Consider the following 20,971-nt stretch of genomic DNA (forward strand, 5'->3'; position numbering starts at 1 on the left):
ATTCGCAATGCCGCGCCGGCCGTCGGAGGAAGGCCGGCGCGCCGTTCGGCGCCGTGGCTATTCCACGGTGACCTGCGTGAAGTCCTGGTACCAGCTCTGCGCCTGCACGAAGCCCTTCACGTTGGGGGCGAGCGCGCGCGGGTTGAGGTCGTGGACGATGAAGAGCCGCGGCGCATCGTCGACGACCAAAGCGTGCGCCTCGGCGATCTTGGCGTCCTGCACCTCCGGGGAGAAGCTCGCAAAGGCCTCGGCCATCAGCTTGTCCACCTTCTCGTTCTTGTACCGCCCCCAGTTGGAAGTGCCGCCCATGCTGGTGACGTTCGAATAGAGGTTGGTGGGATCGCCGAAGGGCTGGCCGTGGTTGATCGCGTCGCGATGCGGCACGCCCTCCGCGCCGGGCGGCGTGCGCATGCCCTGGAGCACCGTGCCCCAGTCCGCCACCTCGTACTCGACCTTCACGCCGACCTCGGCGAGCATCTGCTGGATGAACTCGGCCATCGGCAGCGGCACCATGTTGCCGGAGCCCGCGGTCGGCAGCAGCACCTTGAAGGAGAGCGGCCTCTTGTCCGGGCCGTAGCCCGCTTCCGCCAGGAGCGCCTTCGCCTTCTCCGGATCGTAGGTGTAGATCTGGGTCGGCTTGCCGAAATACTTGTTCTCCTTCTGGTAGATTCCGATCGCCGGGACCGCGGTGCCGGACAGCAGCGCCACCATGCCCTCCCGGTCGATGGCGTAGTTGAGCGCGCGCCGCACGCGGACGTCCTGGAGAGGCCCCTCCTCCTTCATGTTGAAGCGCCAGGACCAGATGTGCAGGTAGGGCTTCGTCACGATCTGAAAGCCGGCCGCCTGCAGGGACGGGATGGAATCCGGCATCGGGAACTCGATCCAGTCGACCTGGCCGGAGCGGAGCGCGGCGACCCGGGTATTCGCGTCCGGGATCGGCAGCAGGATGAGCTTCTCGAGCTTGGGGATGCGGGTCTTGTCCCAGTAGTCCTCGTTGCGCTCGAGCTCGATCGAGGTCTGCCGGGTCACGCTCACGACCTTGAACGGGCCGGTGCCCGCCGGATGCGCCTGGAAGGCGATCCAGTCGCGGCCGACCTTCTCGTACTGGCGCGGACTCACGATGAAGACGCGCGAGATCGGGTAAGGCAGCATGCTGAACGGCACCTTGGTCGTCAGCGCGATCTGGCTGTCGCTGATCTTCTCGTACGAGGCGATCTGCGAGGTATAGGTGGCGTAGGACGCGGAAGCCGTATCGTATTGCGGGGCGTCCTTGTTCAGGTGCCGGTCGAGGTTCCAGATCACGTCGTCGGCGGTCAGGAGAGACCCGTCGTGGAAGTGCACGCCCTGCCGCAGGGTGAAGATCCAGCGCTTGCTGTCGTTCGGATCCACGTGCCACTCGGTGGCGAGCCCGGGGGTGAGGTCCGCAGGCGCATCCGTCTTCGTGAAGTCCCAGTTCACCAGCGCGTCGTAGATCGTATAGCCGGCGAAGCGGCCGCCCTCGCTGCCATTGTCGGGTATGCCGCCCGTCGTCGGCACGTCGGAGGTCGTCATCGCGATGCGCAGCGTCTGGGCATGGGCGCCGGCGGCAAGGAGCGCGAGCGCGCCCGCCACAATCAAGGTCCTGATGGGCTTCATAGGAGCTCCTTTCCGGGAGAGCCAGAATCCGGGCTGCCGTCTCGTGCGGCCGACGATTCCTCCCAGGAGCAGCGGCTCGAAACCGGCCGCCTTATTGGAACGGAGCGCCCCGCGGGACGGCTCCGGACGCCGCTCTTGCGCGGCATTGCCGAACGCCGCCGGGGCGGAATCCGGATTGTCGTCGAGCCCGGCCGGCGGCCGGGCAGGCCCGCGCGGCTGCAGGCGTCCGCGGAGCCGGCCGGCGCGCATCTGCATGCCGCCCGGCCGCTCTGCCGGAATGCAGGCTGTCGGAGAGGCTCAGGGTTGTCAAGCTACTTGATCTAAGATCAAGGTCCGGCGCCCAGCGCGGCCCCTCGCCCGAAGGAGGCCGCACGGATCGGCAGGCGCTTGGGCGGCGGAACGCTCCACCGCGCCGGGGCGCGGAGCGCGACGCGGCGGTCGGCGGCTCAGAGGCTCGGGGGCGTGTTCACCCAGAGGATCCGGGCCACGCGCTCGCCGCGATTCTCGTATCCGTGGGGCAGCGAGGACGGGAAGAAGAGCAGGTCGCCCGACCGCATCGTGTAGGCCTTGTCGTCGACGACGACATCCAGCTCGCCCTCGATCAGATATCCGAGTTCCTCGCCGACATGCTGCACCATGCCGTCGCTGCGGACGCCGGGCGGTATGTTGAGGATGTTGGCCTGCAGGAGCCCGCTCTTCGCGATCGGGATGATGCGCTCGAACCACGCGCCGGAACGCCCGAGCTCAGGGTCCTCGACGATCCTCGCGCGGCGTTCGGCCGGAAAATGGTGGACGGGGCTCGCGGCCTGGTCGCCTTCGGCGAAGAGCTCCGCGATGCTGGTGCCGAGCGCGCTCGCCAGCCGGTGCAGGAACGAGATCGAGGGGGTCAGCTTCTCGTTCTCGAGCTTCGACAGCATGCTCTCCGAGCAGCCCACGATCTCCGCCAGCTCCTTCAGCGTGTGGCCTCTGACGAGACGCGCATGCTTGAGCTTCGAGCCGATGTGATATTCCGGCTGCTCCGCCCGCCGCCTGGAATCGGGGAGATCCGCAGGCTGTTCTGTGGCGAGCTCCGCCGCCCGCCTCGTGCCTGGCGCTTGAACCACGTCGTTTCCCTGATCTTCGCGATGCCGGCCTGAACCGGCCGATCGCATTTCCCGCTGTTCTTCGTTCCGGAACGCTCTGCCCCGCACGGGCACCGCACCCGCCTTGTTGCAGCCTTCACACCGCCCTGACAAGCTCGCCGCAAAGCCCGCCCGGGCCAGGCGGCACGTCGGCCCGCGAGATGTAGCGGCGACTTGATCTTTACTCAAGCTGCTTGACAAGCCTGTGCCGGCCCGCCACGCTGGACCCATCGACCGGTCCGAGCGCGCCTGATGCGACGCACGACGACCGCTTCGAATGCGGAACCCGTGCAACGTCCCGGCGCCGCGAGGAGCAGATCATGAACGAAATTGCGACCGTCCCCGCGACCGAGGTCACCGCCTACCGGCAGCCGTTCCAGCTGGAAGAGGCGACCATCGACGAGATGCATGCCGCGATCAGGGCCGGCGAGATCACCGTCGTGCAGATCGTGCAGCACTATATCGACCGCGCCGGGGCCTTCAACGGATGCGCCAGCCTGCTGGTGACCGAGGACGGCGCGCCGGTGCCGCAGGTCGCGGGCGCGGTACGGGCGACGGCGCCGCTCCAGTTCCCGACCGAGACCGTGAAGGCGTCGGACGTCCTGCCGGACCTCGACAGGTACAAGGGCCCGCCGCTCGAGTTCGGGCGCATGGAGGCGACCGCCTCCGATCCGGGCGTCCATCAGCAGTACGGCATGATCGTCGGCAAGCCCGATGCCGGCCAGGTGAACGCGCTCGCGACGCTGAACATCCGCGGCGAGCGCTCCGTCACCTGCCGGGGCGATTTCGACCGCCATCCCGACGACGGTCCGCTGCCGCCCGGGGCGCCGGCGGTCGCGGAGATCTTCCGCCGCTATCCCGATGCGCTCGAACAGGCGGCCGCGCTCGATGCGGAATACGGCTGCAACCCGGACCTGGAGAAGCTGCCGCTCTACGGCGTCGTGTTCTCCTTCAAGGATCCGTTCGACACGAAGGACATGCGCTCGACCGGCGGCGGCGACGCCGCCTACGACGTGGACTTCCCGGCCGAGGACCACGTGCTCGTCGCGCAGATCCGCAAGAAGGGCGGCATCATCTTCGCGAAGGCCGTGAACACAGAATATAACGGCCGCGCCGGCAACCCGGGCGGCCGCCACAAGCCCGACAAGGTGCTGCCGTCCGTGCTCGGCTACCAGCGCAGCAGCTGGGCCGGCAATCCGTCCAACCCCTACGACACCACCCGCGCCGCCTCGCTCGGCTCGAGCTCGGGCTCCGGCGTCTCCGTCAGCGCCAATCTCTGCATGATCAGCCTCGGCGAGGAGACGCGCGCCTCCTGCCGCGGCCCCTCCAACCACAATTCGATCGCGCTCATCCTGCCGCACAAGGCGATGATCGGCTTCGACGGCGGCGCGATCGGCGCCGACATCTATTGCGACCGCACGGGCGTCCATGCCCGCAAGATCGCCGACGCGGCGAAGGTCCTCGACGCGCTGAAGGATCCGGAGGCCGGCTATTACGATCCGCGCGATCCGTTCACCACGGTGCCGCGGAGCTCGGTCCTCGCCACGCCCTATCTCAGCCATGCCAAGGGCAGCGGCGAGCCCGGCGCGCTGGCGGGCGTCCGGCTTGGCGTGGTGCGGGAATCGATGCTCGCCGCCGGCTCGAAGGCGGCCGAGCCGATCGTGGCCGCCGCCGCCGCGGAGATGAAGGCCGTCCTCAAGGACCATCTCGGCGCGACGCTCGTCGAATCGACCGACCCGAAATGGCAGCCGGATCCCGACCTCGAGGTCATGAAGGTCGACTTCCGCAAGGCGCTCGCGCGGCTCGTCCCGGTCTTCATGCCGGACCTGATGTTCCGGCTGAAGGCCGACGGCACGCCCCTCTTCAAGGAATTCGCGGACGCGATCCAGCCGACCGAATTCATGCCCGGCAAGACGTTCGGCGCCGGCACGATGACGCCGATCGACTATCTCGTCGCCATGGCCGACGGCGTGATCGAGCCGCCCTCGAACCTCGACATCGCGACGGTCCAGCAGCAGGAGCTGGCGACCTCGTTCCGCTTCCACCTGCCGCAATATCTGACGCGGCGGGCGCGCGACTGGAAGGCGAAGGGCGTCACCGAGACGCTGGTGAACTTCGAGGAGCTCAACCGGCGCTCCAAGTTCTGGGGCGACGACCAGCGGGCGGCGTTCCTGAACTGGCAGGAGACGAGCGATCCCCGCAACCCGCTCGACGGGCGGCAGGGCGTGAACGAGAGGATCATGCTGCGCGAGCTGCTCCGCCGCACCGACATGATGGTCATCCTGGAGAACAGGCTCGACGCCTTCGTGCGCCTCCACACGCCGCTGCCGCCGGCGAAGATCGGCGGCGCCAACGAGCCCGGCACGATCCAGAACCTCCGCCAGGAATCCTTCTACGGCCCGAATGGCGGGCTGACGGAGGTGCTGATCCCCGCCGGCTTCGTGCGGACGGTCTACGATCCGGTGCTGAAGCTCAACGCGGAGGGCACGGCCTATGTGCCGACGCTCTCCGACGTGCCGACCGAGCTGCCGGCGCCGGGCCTTCCGTTCTCCTTCGTGTTCCGCGCCGAGCCCGGCAAGGAGGACATCATCCTGCGGGTCGCGTCGTCCTACGAGAACGCCTCGAAGCGGCGGGTCCCGCCGCCTGCGTTCGGGCCGATCCCGATGCGGCGATGATCCGCTCCGGCGGCCCCCCGGCGGACGGAACAATGGGCTTGCGCGCTTGTGCGGAATGGTGCGTACTGCCGATTGGATAGGCATACGCAGGATTGCACAACAAATAGTCAAGCAGGCGCGGCATCCGCCGGGTTCGACGGATGCAAGCGCCGGCAGAGGGACGGAAACACCGGGAGGACGAGGGCGGAGACGGAGCGGGGAAGGTGACCACATGCCCGAGCTGGAACAGGCGCCCGACCGCGGCGGCCCCGCGCAGCCCCTCCTGATCGTGAAGGGGCTGGCCAAGCACTTCCCGATCGGCTCGGTCTTCAGGGGGCGGCAGGTCGTCCGCGCCGTGGACGGCCTCGATCTCACCATCGCCAAGCGCGAGACGCTCGGAATCGTGGGCGAATCCGGCTGCGGGAAATCGACCGCGTCCCGCCTCATCATGTCCCTGATCGCCCCGACCGCCGGCGAGATCGTGTTCGACGGCGAACATGTCGGGACGGCCGGCGGCATCAGCCTCAAGGAATACCGCCGCCAGGTGCAGATGGTGTTCCAGGACAGCTACTCGTCCCTGAACCCGCGCCTGACCATCGAGGAATCGATCGCCTATGGCCCCAGGGTGCACGGCATCCCCCACGCCAAGGCGGTCGCGCGGGCGAAGGAGCTGCTGGAGGCCGTCGGCCTCGCGCCGGGCCAATATGCCCGCCGCTTCCCGCACGAGCTTTCCGGCGGACAGCGCCAGCGGGTGAACATAGCCCGCGCGCTCGCCCTGCTGCCGCGCCTCATCATCCTCGACGAGCCGGTCTCCGCGCTCGACAAGTCGGTGGAGGCGCAGGTCCTGAACCTCCTCCTCGACCTCAAGGAGCAGTTCGGGCTGACCTATCTCTTCATCAGCCACGACCTCAACGTGGTCGAGCACGTCGCCGACAGGGTGCTCGTGATGTATCTCGGCAAGGTCGCCGAGGTCGGGCCGGGCGACGCGATCTTCCGGCGCCCGGCGCATCCCTACACGAGCGCGCTGCTTGCCAGCCGGCCCTCGATGGATCCGACCCGCCGGCGCACGGAGCCGCCGCTCAGCGGCGACCCGCCGAATCCGATCGATCCGCCCTCCGGCTGCCGGTTCCGCACGCGCTGCGCTCTCGCGCGCGACATCTGCGCGAACAGCGCGCCGGATCTCGCCGAGATCGGGCACGCGCATTCGGCCGCCTGCCACGCGGTCGTCCCGGACAGCGGCTACGCCGACAGCCGGAGGATGGTGGCATGACCGGACAGCCGCTCGTCCGCGCGCGGGGCCTCCGCGTCAGCTTCATCTCCCGGGAGGCCACGGTCACCGCGGTCAACGGCATCGACCTCGATCTCGACGAGGGCGAGGTGCTCTGCATCCTCGGCGAAAGCGGCTCGGGAAAATCGGTGACGCTCCGCGCTCTCCTCCGCCTCAATCCGAAGGGCAAGACCGTGATGACCGGCGCGCTCGCCGTCGCCGGCCACGACATCATGACGATCCCCGACGGCAGGCTGTCCGCCGTGCGCGGCAAGGTCGTCTCGATGATCTTCCAGGAGCCGATGACCGCGCTCGATCCGGTCTTCACCATCGGCTACCAGATCGCCGAGACCCTGATCCGGCACGAGGGCATCAGCCGCCGCGAGGCGGACAGGCGGGCGCTCGAGCTGCTCGAGCTCGTGCAGATCCCCTCGGCCAGGCGGCGGCTCGGCGCCTATCCGCACGAGCTTTCGGGCGGGCTGCGGCAGCGGGCGATGATCGCGATGGCGATCTCCTGCCGGCCGAAGCTGCTGCTCGCCGACGAGCCGACCACCGCGCTCGACGCCACGGTGCAGATCCAGATCCTCCTGCTCCTGCGCAGCCTGCAGCAGGAGCTCGGCATGGGGGTGATCTTCGTCACGCATGATCTCGGCGTGGCCGGCGAGATCGCCGACCGGATCGCCGTCATGTATGCCGGGCGGATCGTCGAGCTCGGATCGACGGTCGACGTGATGCGGCAGCCGTTCCATCCCTACACGCAGGGCCTGATGGGCGCGACGGTCCATTCCGGGACGCGCGGCAAGCGCCTGACGACGATCCCGGGCGCGCCGCCAGACCTGCGCTTCCCGTTCGAGGGCTGCGCCTTCGCGCCGCGCTGCAGCCATGCCTCGGATGCCTGCCGCGAAAGCATGCCCGCGTTCCGGCATCCCGGGCCCGGCCGCGCCGTGCGCTGCATCCGGGTCGAGGACGCCGAAATCAAGCACAGCCCGAAACGCGTTTCGGCAATGGCCTGAGCGGAGGTCGGATGCTCTTCTACATCGTCCGCCGCGTCGTCTACGTGATTCCGATCGCGCTTGCGGTGAGCCTCGTCTGCTTCCTGCTGGTCCACATCGCGCCCGGCGATCCGATCGACGCGATGGTGCAGCCCGATACGCCCCAGGAGGTGATCGACCGCGTCCGCAGCGAATACGGCCTCGACCGGCCGCTCCCCGTCCAGTTCGGGCTGTGGCTCGCAAAGCTCGTCCAGGGCGATTTCGGCACCTCGCTCATCAAGGGCAGGCCCGTGCTGCCGGACCTCGTTTCCGCGAGCGGCGCGACCTTCGTGCTGGCCTGCACGGGCGGCCTGCTCGGCGTGCTCGCCGGCTGCATCCTCGGCGGAATCGCCGGCGTCTACCGCGAGAGCTGGCTCGACCGCGTGCTCCTCGGCACCGCGGTGGCCGGCGTCTCCGTGCCCCATTACTGGCTCGGCATGGTGATGGTCATCATCTTCTCGGTGAACCTCAACCTGCTGCCGGCAATGGGATCCGGCCCCGGCGGATCGACGGCCTGGGCCTGGGACTGGGCCCATCTCCGCTACCTCATCCTGCCGTCGGTCACGCTGGCGGTGATCCCGGCCGGCATCGTGACGCGCACCGTGCGCGGGCTCGTCAGCGACATCATCAGCCAGGACTACATCACCACGCTGCGCGGCAAGGGCCTGCGCCGCGCCGGCATCGTCCGGCACGTCGTGCTCAACGCCGCGCCGACCGTCCTCGCGGTGGTCGGGCTCCAGCTCGCCAACCTGATGGGCGGATCGATCCTCGTCGAGACCGTGTTCGCCTGGCCCGGCACCGGCATGATGCTCAACACGGCGATCTTCCAGCGCGACCTTCCGGTGCTGCAGGCGACGACGCTGCTCCTCGCGCTCTTCTTCGTCGTGCTGAACCTCGTCGTCGACCTCATCCAGACCGCCATCGACCCACGGATCAGCCGCCGATGAGCACGACATTCGCACCGGAAGTCCTCGGCGCCGCCAAAGCCGCCGCGCGTGCCGGCGGCCAGGACACCTATTGGCGCGGGGTCGGCCGCAGGCTGCTGCGCGACAGGGTGACCCTCGTCTGCGGGGCGATCCTCGTCGTCATGGCGCTCCTGATCGTGCTCGCGCCGCTGATCGCGCCCTACGGGCCGACCGACGGCAGCATCGCCCGGCGGCTGAAGCCGATCGGCACGCCGGGCTACCTGCTCGGGACCGACGAGCTCGGCCGCGACATGCTGAGCCGCCTGCTCTATGGCGGCCGCTTCTCCTGGTTCGTCGGGATCACGCCCGTCGTGCTCGCCTTCTTCATCGGCGGGACGATCGGGATCATCGCGGGATTCGCCGGCGGCAAGACCAACATGGCGATCATGCGCGTGACGGACGTGTTCTACGCCTTCCCGTCCGTGCTGCTCGCCGTCGCCGTGAGCGGCTCGCTCGGCGCCGGCATCCTGAACGCGATCATGTCGCTGACCATCGTCTTCATCCCGCCGATCATCCGCGTCGCGGAGAGCGTGACGACCGGCGTGCGCAACCTCGACTATGCCGAGGCGGCCCGGGCGACGGGCGCGGGCGCCCGCTCCATCGTGCTCGTGCACGTGCTGCCGAACGTGCTCGGCCCCATCTTCATCTATGCCACGAGCCTCGTCGGGGTCTCGATGATCATCGCCTCCGGCCTCTCCTTCCTGGGCCTCGGCATAAAGCCGCCCGACCCGGAATGGGGGCTGATGCTCAACACGCTGCGGACGGCGATCTACTCGCAGCCGATGATCGCGACGCTGCCGGGCATCTGCATCTTCCTGACCAGCGTCTGCTTCAACTTCGTGAGCGACGGGCTGCGGACCGCGATGGACGTGCGGGCCTAGCCTGCGCGCGCCCTCCCCTTCACCCCTGCGAGGATGGATCGAGATGAAGAGCCTTTGCTTCGGCACGACGCTGCGCGGCTTCGCCGCCGCCGCGCTGATCGCCGCCACCGCGCTCTCCGCAACCGCGGAGCGCGCAGCGGCCGGGAGCCCGCTGCGCATCGCGAGCTCGCTGAGCGACATCCCGAATCTCTGGGCGGCCCCTGACGGCGGCTTCGAGGGCGTCCGCTTCGGCGGCTACACCATCTTCGACGCGCTCGTGCTCTGGGACCTCTCCTCCGCCGACAGGCCGTCGCGCCTGGTCCCCGGCCTCGCCGAATCCTGGTCGGTGGACCCCGCCGACCCGAAGCGCTGGATCTTCAGGCTGCGCGAGGCGCGCTTCCACGACGGCTCGCCATGGAACGCCGACGCGGCGATCTGGAATCTCGATTCGGTGAAGAACAAGGACGCGCCGCAGTTCCACCCCGGACGGGCCGGCGCCGCCGGCAGCCGGACGCAATCCATCGCCGCCTACGGGAAGATCGACGACCGCACGATCTTCATCGAGACCAAGCAGGTGAACGGGCTGCTTCTCTACGAGCTCTCGAGCCTCTTCTTCGCGAGCCCCGCACGCTTCGCCGAGGCCGGCAACGACTGGAACGCGTTCGCCCAGAACCCTTCCGGCACCGGCCCCTACCGGTTCGTGTCGCTGAAGAAGGGCACGGAACTGCACCTCGAGGCCAACAGGGACTACTGGAACCCGGCGCGGGTGCCGAAGACGCAGGACCTCTTCGTCCTGCCCGTGCCGGACGCCAACACGCGCGTCGCCGCGCTCCGCTCCGGACAGGTCGACCTCGTCGACACGCTCCCGCCCGATGCGATCCCCTCCCTCCAGGCGGCCGGCTACACGATCACCGAGAACACCTATCCGCACACCTGGCTCTGGCGCCTGAGCTTCACCGAGGATTCCCCCTTCGCCGACATCCGCGTGCGCAAGGCCGCCAACCTCGCCATCGACCGCGCGGCGATCGTCGAGTTCCTCGGCGGCCACGCCACCGCGGCGGAAGGGTTCGCCCCGCCCGACGCGCCCTGGTTCGGCAAGCCGGATTTCAAGCTCGCCTACGATCCGGAGGCGGCGAAGGCGCTGCTCGCAGAGGCGGGCTACGGGCCGGACAAGCCGGTCGAGGTCAAGATCGTCATCTCCTCCTCCGGCGGCGGCCAGATGGTGCCCCTCTCCATGAACGAGATCATCCAGGAGAACCTGCGGGCGGTCGGCATCAACGTCACCTACGACGTGCGCGATTTCACCGCGATGATCACCATGCTCCGGCAGGGCGCCAAGGAAGCCAAGGCGAACGGGATCAACGTCGCCATGACGATGCAGGAGCCGGCGACCGGCATCGTCAGCTACACCTCCACGCTGGCGCCGCCCGCCGGCAGCAACTGGGGCTTCTACAACGACCCGGAATTCGACGCCGCGCTGAAGGCGGTCCGCGCCGAGTTCGATCCGGAGGCCCAGGAGCGCGCGCTCGCCCGCGTCAACGAGGCGCTGACGAACGCGGCCGCCGCTCTCCTCGTCGTGCACGACAAGGGCCCGCGCGCGCTCTCGCCGAAGCTCAAGGGCTTCGTCCAGGCGCGCAACTGGTACCAGGACTTCACCACCATCGAGGTGGCGGACTGAGATGGACGCGCGCGCCCCATTCCGGGTCGAGGAGGCCTCGGTCGCGGATATCCACGCCGCCTACCGGGCGGGCACCGCCACGGCGCGGAGCGTCACGCAGGCCTTCCTCGACCGCATCGCGGCCTATGACCGGCGGGGGCCGCAGCTCTGGTCGATCGTGCAGACCAATCCGGATGCGCTGCGCGACGCGGCGGCCCTCGACCGCGCCTTCGCCGAAACCGGCGGCTTCGTCGGCCCGCTTCACGGAATCCCGGTGCTCGTCAAGGACAATTACGACGTCGCCGGCCTGCAGACGACCGGCGGATCCTCCGCGCTTCTCGGCTGGGTGCCGGAGCGGGATTCGACCGCCGTCGCGAAGCTGCGCGCGGCGGGCGCGGTGATCCTCGCCAAGACCACCATGTCGGAATGGGCGCGCGGCGGCTTCGACAACATCAATTCGGTGCTGCCGACCTTCGCCCGCAATCCCTACAACACGGCGCATGCCACCGGCGGCTCCTCGGGCGGGACCGGCAGCGGCGTCGCCGCGAGCTTCGGCGTGATGGGCCTCGGCTCCGACACGTTCGGCTCGATCCGCAATCCGTCCTCCAACAACGCCCTCGTCGGCCTGCGCCCGAGCTGGGCGCTGGTCTCCCGGGCCGGCATGATCGGCCTCTACGACGCCCGCGACACCGCCGGACCGATGGCCCGGACGGTGAGCGACCTCGTCGCCCTTCTCGACGTCATCGCGGGCGTCGATCCGGCCGATCCGGCGACGCGGGAGGCGGAAGGCAGGATTCCGCCGTCCTATGCCGCCTCGCTCGATCCGGACGGGCTGAAGGGCAGGCGCCTCGGCGTGCTCCGCCAGGCCTTCCCGCCGCAGCGCTCCGATCCGCAGGTGCTGGCGCTCCTCGATCGCGCGCTGGCGGATCTCAGGCGCGCCGGCGCGATCGTGGTCGACCCGTTCGAGATCTCCGGGTTCGACGCCTTTCCGCCGCGGCCGCACCCGCTGAGCGAGGTGCGCGCCGCCATCGAGCGCTATCTCGCCACCACGGGCCCGGGCTTTCCGAAGAGCCTCGCGGAGGTCGTCGCCGCGGGGACGTTCCACCCGCTGCACGAGGTGAGCCTGCGCGCCACGGCGACCGCCCCGGCACCGGAAGACGATCCGGTCGTCCACGCGCTCGAAGCGCTCGAGGCGGAGATGCGCGCGGCCTATTCCGAGGCCATGGACCGGGCCGGGATCGATGCCTTCGTGCTGCCGGTGGCGAGCTATCCGCCGAAGCTCAACGGCGACCGCAACGTGACGCCGCCGGGCGCCACGACCTGGATCGCCTCCGGCCTGCACTGGCCGGCGATCGCGGTGCCGATGGGCTACACCTACGAGGACCTGCCCTCGGGGCTGCAGATCGTGGCGCGGCCCTGGAGCGAGCCGATGCTGATCGCGATGGCCTTCGGCTACGAGCAGGCGACCCGCCACCGCCATCCGCCGTCGACGGTGCCGCCGCTCCAGTGAGGACCTGCCCGGGATGATCGAGGAGATCGACAACGAGGAGACGGTCGCCGAGGTGCGCGACTGCTTCCTGCGCTACAACCGTGCGCTCGACGCGGGCGACGTCGACGCGCTCAACGGCTTCTTCTGGAATTCGCCCGCCACGGTCCGCTTCGGCCCGGGGGAGACGCTCTTCGGCTACGACGCGATCGCGGGCTTCCGGTCGAACCGGTGGCGCGGCGCCGGGCCGGCCCGGCGGATCGAGGAGGTCGTCGTCACGGCCTATGGCCGCGACGTCGCGACGACCAACGCCCTCATCCGCAGCGGGAACGGCGCCCTCAGCCGGCAGTCGCAGACCTGGATCAGGCGGCCGGAGGGCTGGCGGATCGCTGCCGCCCATGTGAGCGCGGCCCCGGCCTGATGGCCCTGAGCGCCGCGTCGCTGCGGCGCGGCCGGAGGCGGCGGCCGGTCACGCGCTTCCTTGCGCCGCTTCGGCCGGAAGCGGCTCGGCCATGCCGGAACTTTCCTGCGCCGCCTCCCGGGAGCGGGGCGCGATCGCCGCGGTGCTCGCCGTCACGGTGCAGACGCTGCCGATCGTCATGAAGGTGTCGGACACCGCGTCGACCGCGACGAACAGGATGAAGGCGGCCTCGAACGGAAGCTTGAGATAGCCGCACAGGATCGACATCTGCGTCAGGATCACCAGCCCGGCCATGCCGGAGGTCGTGAGCGCCAGCAGCGCCGAGGACATTCCGACGAGGACGAGGTCCGGGACCGAAAGGGTCCGGCCGTAGAGCTGCGCGATGAAGAGGACGCCGCTCACATAGAGGAAGATCGCGCCGGTGCGCAGCAGTGCCGCCTGCAGCGGCGCCAGCAGTTCGACGACGACCTGGTCGAAGTTCAGCCGCTCGACCAGGAGCTCGATGATCCAGGGGATCGACGCGACGGTGGAGCGCGTCGTGATCACCACCATCAGGAGCGGCTGGAAGGCCTTGATCGTGGACCAGTAGCCGCGCCCGGACCTCGCCGCGACGATCGCGATGGAGGCGAGGAAGACGCAGAGGCTCGAAAGCCCCATGACGAGCAGGAAGCCGCCCATCAGCCGGAGCGGCTCCGGCCCCATCGAGGCGATCTGGTCGGCGATCAGCGCGAAGGTTGCGAGGGGCAGCGCCCAGATGAACCAGTTGGTCAGGATGATGCAGGCCCGGTAGACGGCGTCGAGCCCGCGCGCGAAGCTCATCGAGGATTGCCGCGGCACCTGCCCGACGGCGAGCCCGAAGAAGATGCAGAAGAGCAGGACCTGGATCGTGTCGCCGCTTGCGAGCGAGCCGAAGACGTTGCTCGGGACGAGATTGAGGAAGATCGTCAGCGGCCCGGTGGTCTCCTCCGCCTCCGGCGGCGGGGTGAGCGTCAGCTCGAGATCGGTCGAGACGGTGCCCTGCGCGTTGATGAACTTGCCCAGTTCGATGCGCGACTGGGGATCGTCGATCCGGCCGGGCTCCAGCACCATCGCCAGCGAGCCGCTCAGGGCGACCCCGACGAAGGAGACGATCAGCACCGCGATGCCGACCCGGCCGAGATATTTCGCGGATTGCGGATCCTGCACCATCGACGTGATCGAGAAGATCACGGAGGAGACCAGGAACGGCAGGACTACCATCTTCAGGAGGTTCAGATAGGCGTAGGCGACGGGGCTCAGCGCGTGGGCCGTCGCGGGGAAATGCAGGCCGCAGAGGACGCCCGCGCCGATGAGCACGAGGGTCGTGAACGGCGATCTCAGGACGCGCTTCACGATCGCGAGGTGCCTGCGCCCTCCGCCTGCCGAAGATGCCGCCGCATTCATGGCCTAGGCACCGCGCTCCGCCATGTAGCGCGCGATGATCTCGTCGGTCTTCATCACCGCGCCGCCCCGCGCCAGGTCGAGGAAGAGGTCGGCGAACGCCGCGAGGTGGGGCGCATCCGGCCGGATCCCGATCGCCAGCGTGTCGAGGCGGTCGGACAGGGTGATCGAGCGCGCGACCACCGTCATCGACGGGTCGTCGACGAGGAGCTTCTTGATCTCGAAATCGTCCCGGTAGGCCATGTCGATCTCTTCGGACCGCACGGCCTCCACCATCGACGACCAGTCCGCGAATTCGCGGATGCGCGCGCCGGGAAAGCTGGTCCGCGCGAACTCGGCGAAGGAGGAATGCGCGATGACGCCGAGGTCGCCCCGGAAGTCGCGGACGACGTCTTCGGCGGGCCTGCCGCCGGCCAGGCGGGCGAAGCGGACCCGGTTCGTGATCAGCCCGTGATGGAGCGTCGCATAGGGTTGCGAGTAGCGGATGATCCGGCCCCGCTTCAGGGTCCGGCTCAGCTTGCACACGGCGAGGTCAGTCCGGCCTCGCGCGACCAGTTCGACGGCGGCGTCGAAGGTGTTCGCCGAACGGTCGAAGGCGAGCTCGACCTCGAGCGCGGCGGCAATCTCGCGGGACATCTCGACGTCGAGGCCGGCATCGCGGCTGCCGGCGGCAGAAAAGAACGGGAGCGACGAGAAGCCGGGCGTCGCCACCCGCAGCGAGCCTGCATTCAGGATGTCGCGCAGGTCCCGGGTGCCGCGCTCCTGCGCGAAGGCGCGCGGCACCGCAGCCGAGCCCGCCGCACCCATCAGAAGCGTTCGTCGCGAAAGGCCGATGAGCGTCCTTGCGCCTGCAGTCATTCCGTCCTCTCGGCGCGGACCCGGATCGTCCGGCGAGTGATCACATCCGGATCGCACCGGCAGTTCAGGCTAGGGCCCTCCGGTTAAGAAAGCGAAACCAAGCGGTTGCGGCCGGCCGGCCGGTTTCCGGAAGGTTCCGGCCACGCGAAGCTCTCGCGCATCGCCGGGTTCTCGACCAGGATACAAGCGGGCCAGCCGGGGCACGGCCCGCGCCCGACGAAAGAACATCGCAAGGGGAGAGACATGGCGGAGGACGGGCAGCCGCTTCGCGGCAAGGTCGCGCTCATCACGGGAGCGGCGCGGCGGATCGGGCGGGCGACGGCGCTCTCGCTTGCCCGGTCGGGCGCCTCCATCGTGATCAACGCCCGCAGCTCGGCGGCGGAGATCGAGAAGGTCGCCGACGAGGTCCGCGCGCTCGGCGCCGGGGCGATGACCCATCTCGCCGACGTGACGGACGAGGAGGCGGTGGCCGCCATGTTCGAAGCCGTCGATGCGCGCTTCGGCCGGCTCGACGTGCTGGTCAACAACGCCGCCGACCGGCGCGAGGCGCCGTTGACGGAAATGAGCTTCGCCGACTGGCGGGCGATCACCGGCACCATTCTCGACGGCGCGTTCCTGTGCGCGCGGAGCGCGCTGCCGCTCATGGTCCGCTCGGGCGGCGGCGTTGTGATCAATATCGGCGGCATGACGGGACACACGGGCGCCTACAACCGGGCCCATGTCTGCACCGCGAAGGCGGGGCTCGTCGGCCTGACCAAGGCGATCGCGGTCGAATTTGCCGGGCGCGGGATCACGGCGAACTGCGTCGTGCCGGGCAAGATCGGCGGCGAGCGCGCGAGGTCCGCCGGCGCGGGCGGGTCGGTGCCCGGGACCGGCCAGCCGATCGTCGGGCGCGAAGGCCATCCCGAGGAGGTGGCGGAGATGGTGCGGACGCTCGCGGTGCCGACCGGCCGCTTCATCACCGGCCAGACCATCCATGTCAGCGGCGGGATGTACTTTCCGTGACCGGATCGGCCTGAAGCAGGGGCCGGAGGCTCCGCACGTCCGCACAGGTATCGAGTTCCCAGGCGGCCGCCGCGAGCTGCCGGGCGGCGGCGGCGCCGACGACCGGACCCGCGAGGTCGATGCATTTCGCCGCGACGTCCGCGCGCCCCATCGGGTTGTCCGGCGTCCCGTGGACGGCGTAGGTCCGATGGCTGAGCACCCGGCCGTCGCTCAGCTCCAGGGTGACGATTGCCTGGCGCCCGGGCTTCGCGCGGGTGAGTTCCGCGCTCGGCCGAAGCTCGATCCGGCTCCGCAGCGCCAGCACCGCCGGATCCCGCATGCGCCCGTAATCGTGCGCCATGGCGAAGCCGAGCCCGCGGTCGAGCAGGGCGACGGCGGCGAGATGCTGCGCGCAGATGTCCGGCATCGAGCGGTCGCTGACGAGCGCGGCGCGGTCGTCCGGCAGCTCCAGGACGACCCGCTCGATCGCATCGGGATGGAAATCGTGCGCCGCGAGGAGCGCGGCGACGCTGTCGAGCACCGCCTGGACGGGCGAGCCGACGCACCATTTCTTGATCGAGGCCTCCATCACGCCGTGCCGGGCGCCGAGCTCCGTCACGAGCGCCCCGGGCCGCGCCTCGTCGGCGAAGGCGCTGAAGAAATTGTGCGGCCCGGTGAAGGGATCCTGCACGCCGGTGAAGCCTGCCGCCACCAGAGCGGCGGCCGTGACGCCGTTGCGCGCGCCCATGCCGCCGAAATCGAAGGCCTTCTCGACATGCTCCTCGTCGCGCTGCCAGAACCGGATCCCGGAGGCCTGCTGGATGGCGTAGGAGAGGGCGGAACGCACCTCCTGCGGGCCGAAGCGGCAGAGCGCGATCGCCGCGGCCGCCGCCCCGAAATTGGCGCCCAGGCAGTGCGAGCTGTGGCTGCCGGCCTCCGGCGAGGCATAGCCGAGCGCGAGCGAGAACCGGGCCCCGAGATCGTAGCCCGCGGCGACCGCCTTGATGAGGTGCGCGCCGCTCATGCCGCGGCTCTCCGCGACGGCGAGCGCGGCCGGCACGACGGCGCAGCCGGGGTGATAGCGGCCGGGAAGATGGCTGTCGTCGGTCTCGTCGGCATGCGCCATGATGCCGTTCGCGAGCGCCGCATTGACGGGATCGGTGAGGATGCGCGTCCCGACGAGCGTGCAGGCCGGCCGGCCGCCCTGGGCCGCGGCATAACCGATCGCGAGCCGCCCCGGTTTGAGCCGGGACCCGGAGATCATCGCCGCCAGCGTGTCGAGAACATGGTGCTTCGTCTTCTCGACCACCGCCGGCGGAAGCTCCTTCCCAAGGACAGCCGAAAGGTGATCCGACAGCACCGCGGCGACTTCTGCGGCGCCGGAGGCCCGAAGACCGGCATCATTCTGATTTTCCGCCAGCATGCCGACTCCTTGTCGCCGGATGACAACGTGTTACTCTTCCCGTGATCTGCGGCGAACAAAAATGCGCAGACGGGAGGAACGAACGTGAGCCTGATCTCGAAGGTCCCGCTCGGGGCCGGAATCGCTGCGGCTGTGCTCGCTCTCTGCACGGTGGCCTCCGCGCAGGACAAGTACCCGGTCGATACGGTGACGCTCGTCACCCATTCGAGCCCGGGGGGCGGCACCGACGTCTATCTCCGCGAGATGGCGCCGCATCTGCAGAAGGTGCTCGGCGCGAACATCGTGGTCGAGAACGTCCGGGGCGGCAGCGGCGCCAAGGCGATGGCCCACGTCGCGCAGGCGAAGCCGGACGGGTCGGTGCTCTACGGGACGACGCCGAGCTTCGTCAACACGTCGCTGCTCAGCAAGCCGCAGTTCACCTATGCGGATCTCGAGCCGGTCATGAACATCTTCATGGACCCGCAGGTCGTCTACACGACGACGAAGAGCGAGTACAAGACGCTCGCCGAGCTGGTCGAAGCCGCGAAGGCGAAGCCCGGGACGATCTCGATCGGCGTGAGCACGCCCGGCTCGCTCGACCGGCAGGTGATGGAACGGCTCAAGAAGCTCACCGGCATCGAGGTCAACATCGCGACCCATGACGGCGGCGGCGACCTCCTCGTCAACGTGCTCAACGGAACGCTCGCCGCCGGCATCGGCGAAGTGCAGGAGCTGCGCGGCCAGATCCAGGCCGGGGAGATCCGGCTCATCGCGAGCTATACCGAGAAGCGTCTCGATAACTTCCCCGACGTGCCGACCGCGCGCGAGCAGGGCATCGACCTCGTGGTGCGGAAGTTCCGCGGCCTGGCCGGGCCCAAGGGCATGCCCGCCGAGGTCTTCGCGGCCTGGGAGAAGGCGATTCCGGCCGTGCTCGACCTCCCCGAGTTCAAGAAGTGGTACCAGGCGGGCGGCCTGATCCCGACCGTCATGAACCACGAGGAATATGCGAAGTTCATGACGGATTTCGTCGCCGAGCAGAAGCAGTTCTTTGCCGATTACGGCGTGACCAGCGACTGACGCCGGCGCGATGTCGCGCGACTTCTATGTCGGGCTCGTGATCCTGGCCGGCGCCGCCCTCTACTGGACGGCCGCCGGCAGGATCCCGATCAGCTTCCTCGACGGCGTCGTCACGGCCTCCACGATGCCGCGGACGCTCGCGCTGGTGCTCGGCATGCTCGCGCTCGCGCTGATGGGGCAGAGCGTGGCCGCCCGGCTCCGGAACAGCCCCGCCGCCCCGGCGGAGGACGGCGAGCGTCCGACCTGGCGGCAGCATGGCCGGGCGCTCGGCATGCTCGCCATCGGCATCGGCTTCCTCGCGGCCCTGCCGGTGCTCGGCTACGCCCTCTCGGTCGGGCTCCTCCTCGCCGTCGCCGCCTTCTTCAACGGCCGGCAGCGGCCGCTGCCGCTCCTCGCCTTCGGGCTCCTCGGAGCGATCCTCTTCTACGCGCTCTTCGTGCTCGTGCTCCGCGTGCCGATGCCGGGCGGCGTCTGGCCGGAGCTTCCGGGATGAAAGCGGGGCCGGACCGCGGCATAAGCCGGCCTGGCCGGGCATGAACGGGATCGCGCATGCCTGGGCTGCACTCACCGGAACGCCGGCGGTGTTCGCGGCCTTCGCCGGCGTCGCCTGGGGCATGCTCGGCGGAGCGCTCCCCGGCATCTCGCCCTCGATCGCGATGGCCCTCCTCCTTCCCTTCACCTACGGCCTCGACCCGATCACCGCCGTCGTGCTGCTCGGCGCGGTCTATGTCGGCGCGGAATATGGCGGCTCGATCCCGGCCATCCTGATCCGCACGCCCGGGACGAACTCCGCCGCCGCGACCGTTCTCGACGGCTATGCCATGCATCTCCAGGGCAGGGGCGGCGAGGCGCTCGGCCTGTCGCTCATCTCCGGCGTGATCGGCGGCCTCGCGGGGCTCCTCCTCCTCATCGTGCTGACCGATCCGCTCGCCCGGGTGGCGCTCCTCTTCACGCCGGCCGCCTATTTCGCCCTCGGCGTCCTCGGCATCAGCGTGATCGCCTCGCTCTCGTCCGGATCGATCGTGAAGGGGCTCATCGCCGGCGTCGTCGGCCTGATGATCGCCACCGTCGGCACGGACCCGCTCTCCGGCGTCAACCGCTTCACCTTCGGGCGCGCGGAGCTTCTCGGCGGGATCGAGTTCATCCTGGTGATGATCGGCGTCTTCGCGCTGACCGAGATCTTCACGCAGTCCGGGCTGCCGGACTGGGACAAGTCGCGCGCCCGCGACACGCACATCAAGCTGCCGAGCTGGGCCATGCTGAAGCGCCTCAGGCTCGCCCTCGGGCTCGGCATCGGCATCGGCACCTTCGAGGGCGTCATGCCTGGCGCGGGCGGCACCATCGCCTCCTTCATGTCCTACAACGAGGCGCGCCGCTGGTCGAAGCACCCGGAGGAGTTCGGGAAGGGCTCGCCGGAGGGCATCGCCGCGCCGGAGGCCGCGAACAACGTCGTCGCCGGCACCGCGCTCGTCCCGACGCTCGCCTTCGGCATACCGGGCTCGAACTCGACCGCCATCCTGCTCGGCGCGCTGATGATCCACGGCCTGGAGCCGGGGCCGCTGCTCCTCTCCAGGAATCCGGACGTGGTCTACGGCCTGTTCGGGGGGCTCCTCGTCGCCAACCTCGCGCAGCTCGTGATCGGCATCCTGATCATGACGCCGGCGATCTGGCTCGTGAACCGGCCGAAGCCCTATCTCCTCGCCGCGATCTACGTGCTCGTCTTCTCCGGCATCTACACGATCGACCACAGCCTGTTCGATCTCGGCATCGTGCTCGCCGCCGGCGTGCTCGGCTATCTGATGCGCTGGTTCGGCTTCCCGTTCCTGCCGCTCGTGCTCGGCCTCGTGCTCGGCTACATGATCGAGGCGAACTACCGGCGCGCGCTCGTCATCTCGAACGGCAGCCACAGCGTGTTCCTGCAGGATCCGGTGAGCGCGCTCCTTCTCGGCCTCGCGGCGATCTTCATCCTCGGCTCGGCATTCCGCGGCTTCCGCGATGCCCGCCGGCGCGGCGCGGCGCGGCGGGAATCGGCGGCATGAGGCTCCACGAGGTCCGGGTCGTCCGCCCCGGCGAGCGCATCCCGCGCGGGCGCGAGCTCGCCTGGCGGCTGGCGGCGGCGGCGACCGACGACGCG

The 20,971-nt window shown here is 69.6% G+C and carries 17 protein-coding genes; 12 read left to right on the forward strand and 5 right to left on the reverse strand.

Features of this window, described 5'->3' with window-relative positions:
- Window positions 1-57 precede the first annotated feature (57 nt).
- Window positions 58-1,635, reverse strand: a complete 1,578-nt coding sequence (locus tag E4O86_RS12950) for an ABC transporter substrate-binding protein (protein WP_161140965.1) — start codon at window positions 1,633-1,635, stop codon at window positions 58-60.
- Between the two features lie 446 nt (window positions 1,636-2,081).
- Window positions 2,082-2,738, reverse strand: coding sequence for a cupin domain-containing protein (locus E4O86_RS12955; RefSeq protein WP_205520865.1), 657 nt, complete (start codon window positions 2,736-2,738; stop codon window positions 2,082-2,084).
- A 338-nt stretch (window positions 2,739-3,076) separates the two neighbouring features.
- Here E4O86_RS12955 and E4O86_RS12960 point away from each other — a divergent pair, with 338 nt between their 5' ends.
- The 8 genes from E4O86_RS12960 to E4O86_RS12995 all read left to right on the forward strand — a co-directional run bounded on the left by E4O86_RS12960 (window position 3,077) and on the right by E4O86_RS12995 (window position 13,097).
- On the forward strand, window positions 3,077-5,431 hold the full coding sequence (locus E4O86_RS12960) for an amidase family protein (RefSeq protein ID WP_161140967.1): 2,355 nt from the start codon (window positions 3,077-3,079) through the stop codon (window positions 5,429-5,431).
- Window positions 5,432-5,642: 211 nt separating this feature from the next.
- Window positions 5,643-6,680 carry an ABC transporter ATP-binding protein gene (locus E4O86_RS12965; protein WP_161140968.1) on the forward strand — a complete coding sequence of 346 codons (1,038 nt, stop codon included), beginning with the start codon at window positions 5,643-5,645 and terminating at the stop codon, window positions 6,678-6,680.
- On the forward strand, window positions 6,677-7,690 hold the full coding sequence (locus E4O86_RS12970) for an ABC transporter ATP-binding protein (RefSeq protein ID WP_161140969.1): 1,014 nt from the start codon (window positions 6,677-6,679) through the stop codon (window positions 7,688-7,690). The genes E4O86_RS12965 and E4O86_RS12970 overlap by 4 nt, the downstream gene beginning before the upstream one ends.
- Before the next feature lie 11 nt (window positions 7,691-7,701).
- On the forward strand, window positions 7,702-8,655 hold the full coding sequence (locus tag E4O86_RS12975; protein ID WP_161140970.1) for an ABC transporter permease: 954 nt from the start codon (window positions 7,702-7,704) through the stop codon (window positions 8,653-8,655).
- Entirely contained in the window at window positions 8,652-9,554 is a 903-nt protein-coding gene (locus tag E4O86_RS12980; protein WP_161140971.1) for an ABC transporter permease, read from the forward strand. Before E4O86_RS12975 ends, E4O86_RS12980 begins: the two co-directional genes overlap by 4 nt.
- 43 nt (window positions 9,555-9,597) lie before the next feature.
- On the forward strand, window positions 9,598-11,211 hold the full coding sequence (locus tag E4O86_RS12985; RefSeq protein WP_161140972.1) for an ABC transporter substrate-binding protein: 1,614 nt from the start codon (window positions 9,598-9,600) through the stop codon (window positions 11,209-11,211).
- Window position 11,212: 1 nt separating this feature from the next.
- Entirely contained in the window at window positions 11,213-12,700 is a 1,488-nt protein-coding gene (locus tag E4O86_RS12990; RefSeq protein ID WP_161140973.1) for an amidase family protein, read from the forward strand.
- A gap of 13 nt (window positions 12,701-12,713) precedes the next feature.
- Window positions 12,714-13,097, forward strand: coding sequence for an AtzH-like domain-containing protein (locus E4O86_RS12995; RefSeq protein WP_161140974.1), 384 nt, complete (start codon window positions 12,714-12,716; stop codon window positions 13,095-13,097).
- Window positions 13,098-13,145: 48 nt separating this feature from the next.
- Here the strand turns inward: E4O86_RS12995 and E4O86_RS13000 are convergent, their stop codons facing one another.
- Entirely contained in the window at window positions 13,146-14,519 is a 1,374-nt protein-coding gene (locus tag E4O86_RS13000; RefSeq protein ID WP_161140975.1) for a dicarboxylate/amino acid:cation symporter, read from the reverse strand.
- A gap of 3 nt (window positions 14,520-14,522) precedes the next feature.
- The gene (locus E4O86_RS13005) at window positions 14,523-15,374 is read right to left on the reverse strand and encodes a substrate-binding periplasmic protein (RefSeq protein WP_161140976.1); all 852 of its coding nucleotides are present in this window, start codon (window positions 15,372-15,374) and stop codon (window positions 14,523-14,525) included.
- Window positions 15,375-15,617: 243 nt separating this feature from the next.
- Between E4O86_RS13005 and E4O86_RS13010 the strand changes: the two genes are divergently transcribed.
- Window positions 15,618-16,379: an SDR family NAD(P)-dependent oxidoreductase gene (locus tag E4O86_RS13010; RefSeq protein WP_161140977.1), complete on the forward strand. Its 762-nt coding sequence runs from the start codon at window positions 15,618-15,620 to the stop codon at window positions 16,377-16,379.
- Here E4O86_RS13010 and E4O86_RS13015 read toward each other — a convergent pair.
- Window positions 16,354-17,781: an MmgE/PrpD family protein gene (locus E4O86_RS13015; RefSeq protein WP_161140978.1), complete on the reverse strand. Its 1,428-nt coding sequence runs from the start codon at window positions 17,779-17,781 to the stop codon at window positions 16,354-16,356. The two genes, E4O86_RS13010 and E4O86_RS13015, sit on opposite strands and share 26 nt — an antisense overlap.
- Before the next feature lie 84 nt (window positions 17,782-17,865).
- Here E4O86_RS13015 and E4O86_RS13020 point away from each other — a divergent pair, with 84 nt between their 5' ends.
- From E4O86_RS13020 to E4O86_RS13030, 3 genes are read left to right on the forward strand one after another with little or no spacing between them, the layout of a single operon-like run.
- A complete protein-coding gene (locus E4O86_RS13020) occupies window positions 17,866-18,837 on the forward strand; it encodes a Bug family tripartite tricarboxylate transporter substrate binding protein (RefSeq protein ID WP_343039157.1) in 972 nt (323 codons plus the stop codon).
- Between the two features lie 10 nt (window positions 18,838-18,847).
- Entirely contained in the window at window positions 18,848-19,330 is a 483-nt protein-coding gene (locus tag E4O86_RS13025; protein WP_161140979.1) for a tripartite tricarboxylate transporter TctB family protein, read from the forward strand.
- 40 nt (window positions 19,331-19,370) lie between these two features.
- Entirely contained in the window at window positions 19,371-20,876 is a 1,506-nt protein-coding gene (locus tag E4O86_RS13030; protein ID WP_161140980.1) for a tripartite tricarboxylate transporter permease, read from the forward strand.
- Window positions 20,877-20,971 lie beyond the last annotated feature (95 nt).

It is taken from the genome of Propylenella binzhouense (assembly GCF_009866965.1).
Taxonomy (GTDB): Bacteria; Pseudomonadota; Alphaproteobacteria; order Rhizobiales; family Afifellaceae; genus Propylenella; species Propylenella binzhouense.

What these genes read in the sequence shown, in the direction of transcription:
- E4O86_RS12950 (WP_161140965.1), bottom strand. Translation starts at nt 1,635, where the DNA reads ATGAAGCCCATCAGGACCTTGATTGTGGCGGGCGCGCTCGCGCTCCTT.
- E4O86_RS12960 (WP_161140967.1), top strand. Translation starts at nt 3,077, where the DNA reads ATGAACGAAATTGCGACCGTCCCCGCGACCGAGGTCACCGCCTACCGG.
- E4O86_RS12965 (WP_161140968.1), top strand. Translation starts at nt 5,643, where the DNA reads ATGCCCGAGCTGGAACAGGCGCCCGACCGCGGCGGCCCCGCGCAGCCC.
- E4O86_RS12970 (WP_161140969.1), top strand. Translation starts at nt 6,677, where the DNA reads ATGACCGGACAGCCGCTCGTCCGCGCGCGGGGCCTCCGCGTCAGCTTC.
- E4O86_RS12975 (WP_161140970.1), top strand. Translation starts at nt 7,702, where the DNA reads ATGCTCTTCTACATCGTCCGCCGCGTCGTCTACGTGATTCCGATCGCG.
- E4O86_RS12980 (WP_161140971.1), top strand. Translation starts at nt 8,652, where the DNA reads ATGAGCACGACATTCGCACCGGAAGTCCTCGGCGCCGCCAAAGCCGCC.
- E4O86_RS12985 (WP_161140972.1), top strand. Translation starts at nt 9,598, where the DNA reads ATGAAGAGCCTTTGCTTCGGCACGACGCTGCGCGGCTTCGCCGCCGCC.
- E4O86_RS12990 (WP_161140973.1), top strand. Translation starts at nt 11,213, where the DNA reads ATGGACGCGCGCGCCCCATTCCGGGTCGAGGAGGCCTCGGTCGCGGAT.
- E4O86_RS12995 (WP_161140974.1), top strand. Translation starts at nt 12,714, where the DNA reads ATGATCGAGGAGATCGACAACGAGGAGACGGTCGCCGAGGTGCGCGAC.
- E4O86_RS13000 (WP_161140975.1), bottom strand. Translation starts at nt 14,519, where the DNA reads ATGAATGCGGCGGCATCTTCGGCAGGCGGAGGGCGCAGGCACCTCGCG.
- E4O86_RS13005 (WP_161140976.1), bottom strand. Translation starts at nt 15,374, where the DNA reads ATGACTGCAGGCGCAAGGACGCTCATCGGCCTTTCGCGACGAACGCTT.
- E4O86_RS13010 (WP_161140977.1), top strand. Translation starts at nt 15,618, where the DNA reads ATGGCGGAGGACGGGCAGCCGCTTCGCGGCAAGGTCGCGCTCATCACG.
- E4O86_RS13015 (WP_161140978.1), bottom strand. Translation starts at nt 17,781, where the DNA reads ATGCTGGCGGAAAATCAGAATGATGCCGGTCTTCGGGCCTCCGGCGCC.
- E4O86_RS13025 (WP_161140979.1), top strand. Translation starts at nt 18,848, where the DNA reads ATGTCGCGCGACTTCTATGTCGGGCTCGTGATCCTGGCCGGCGCCGCC.
- E4O86_RS13030 (WP_161140980.1), top strand. Translation starts at nt 19,371, where the DNA reads ATGAACGGGATCGCGCATGCCTGGGCTGCACTCACCGGAACGCCGGCG.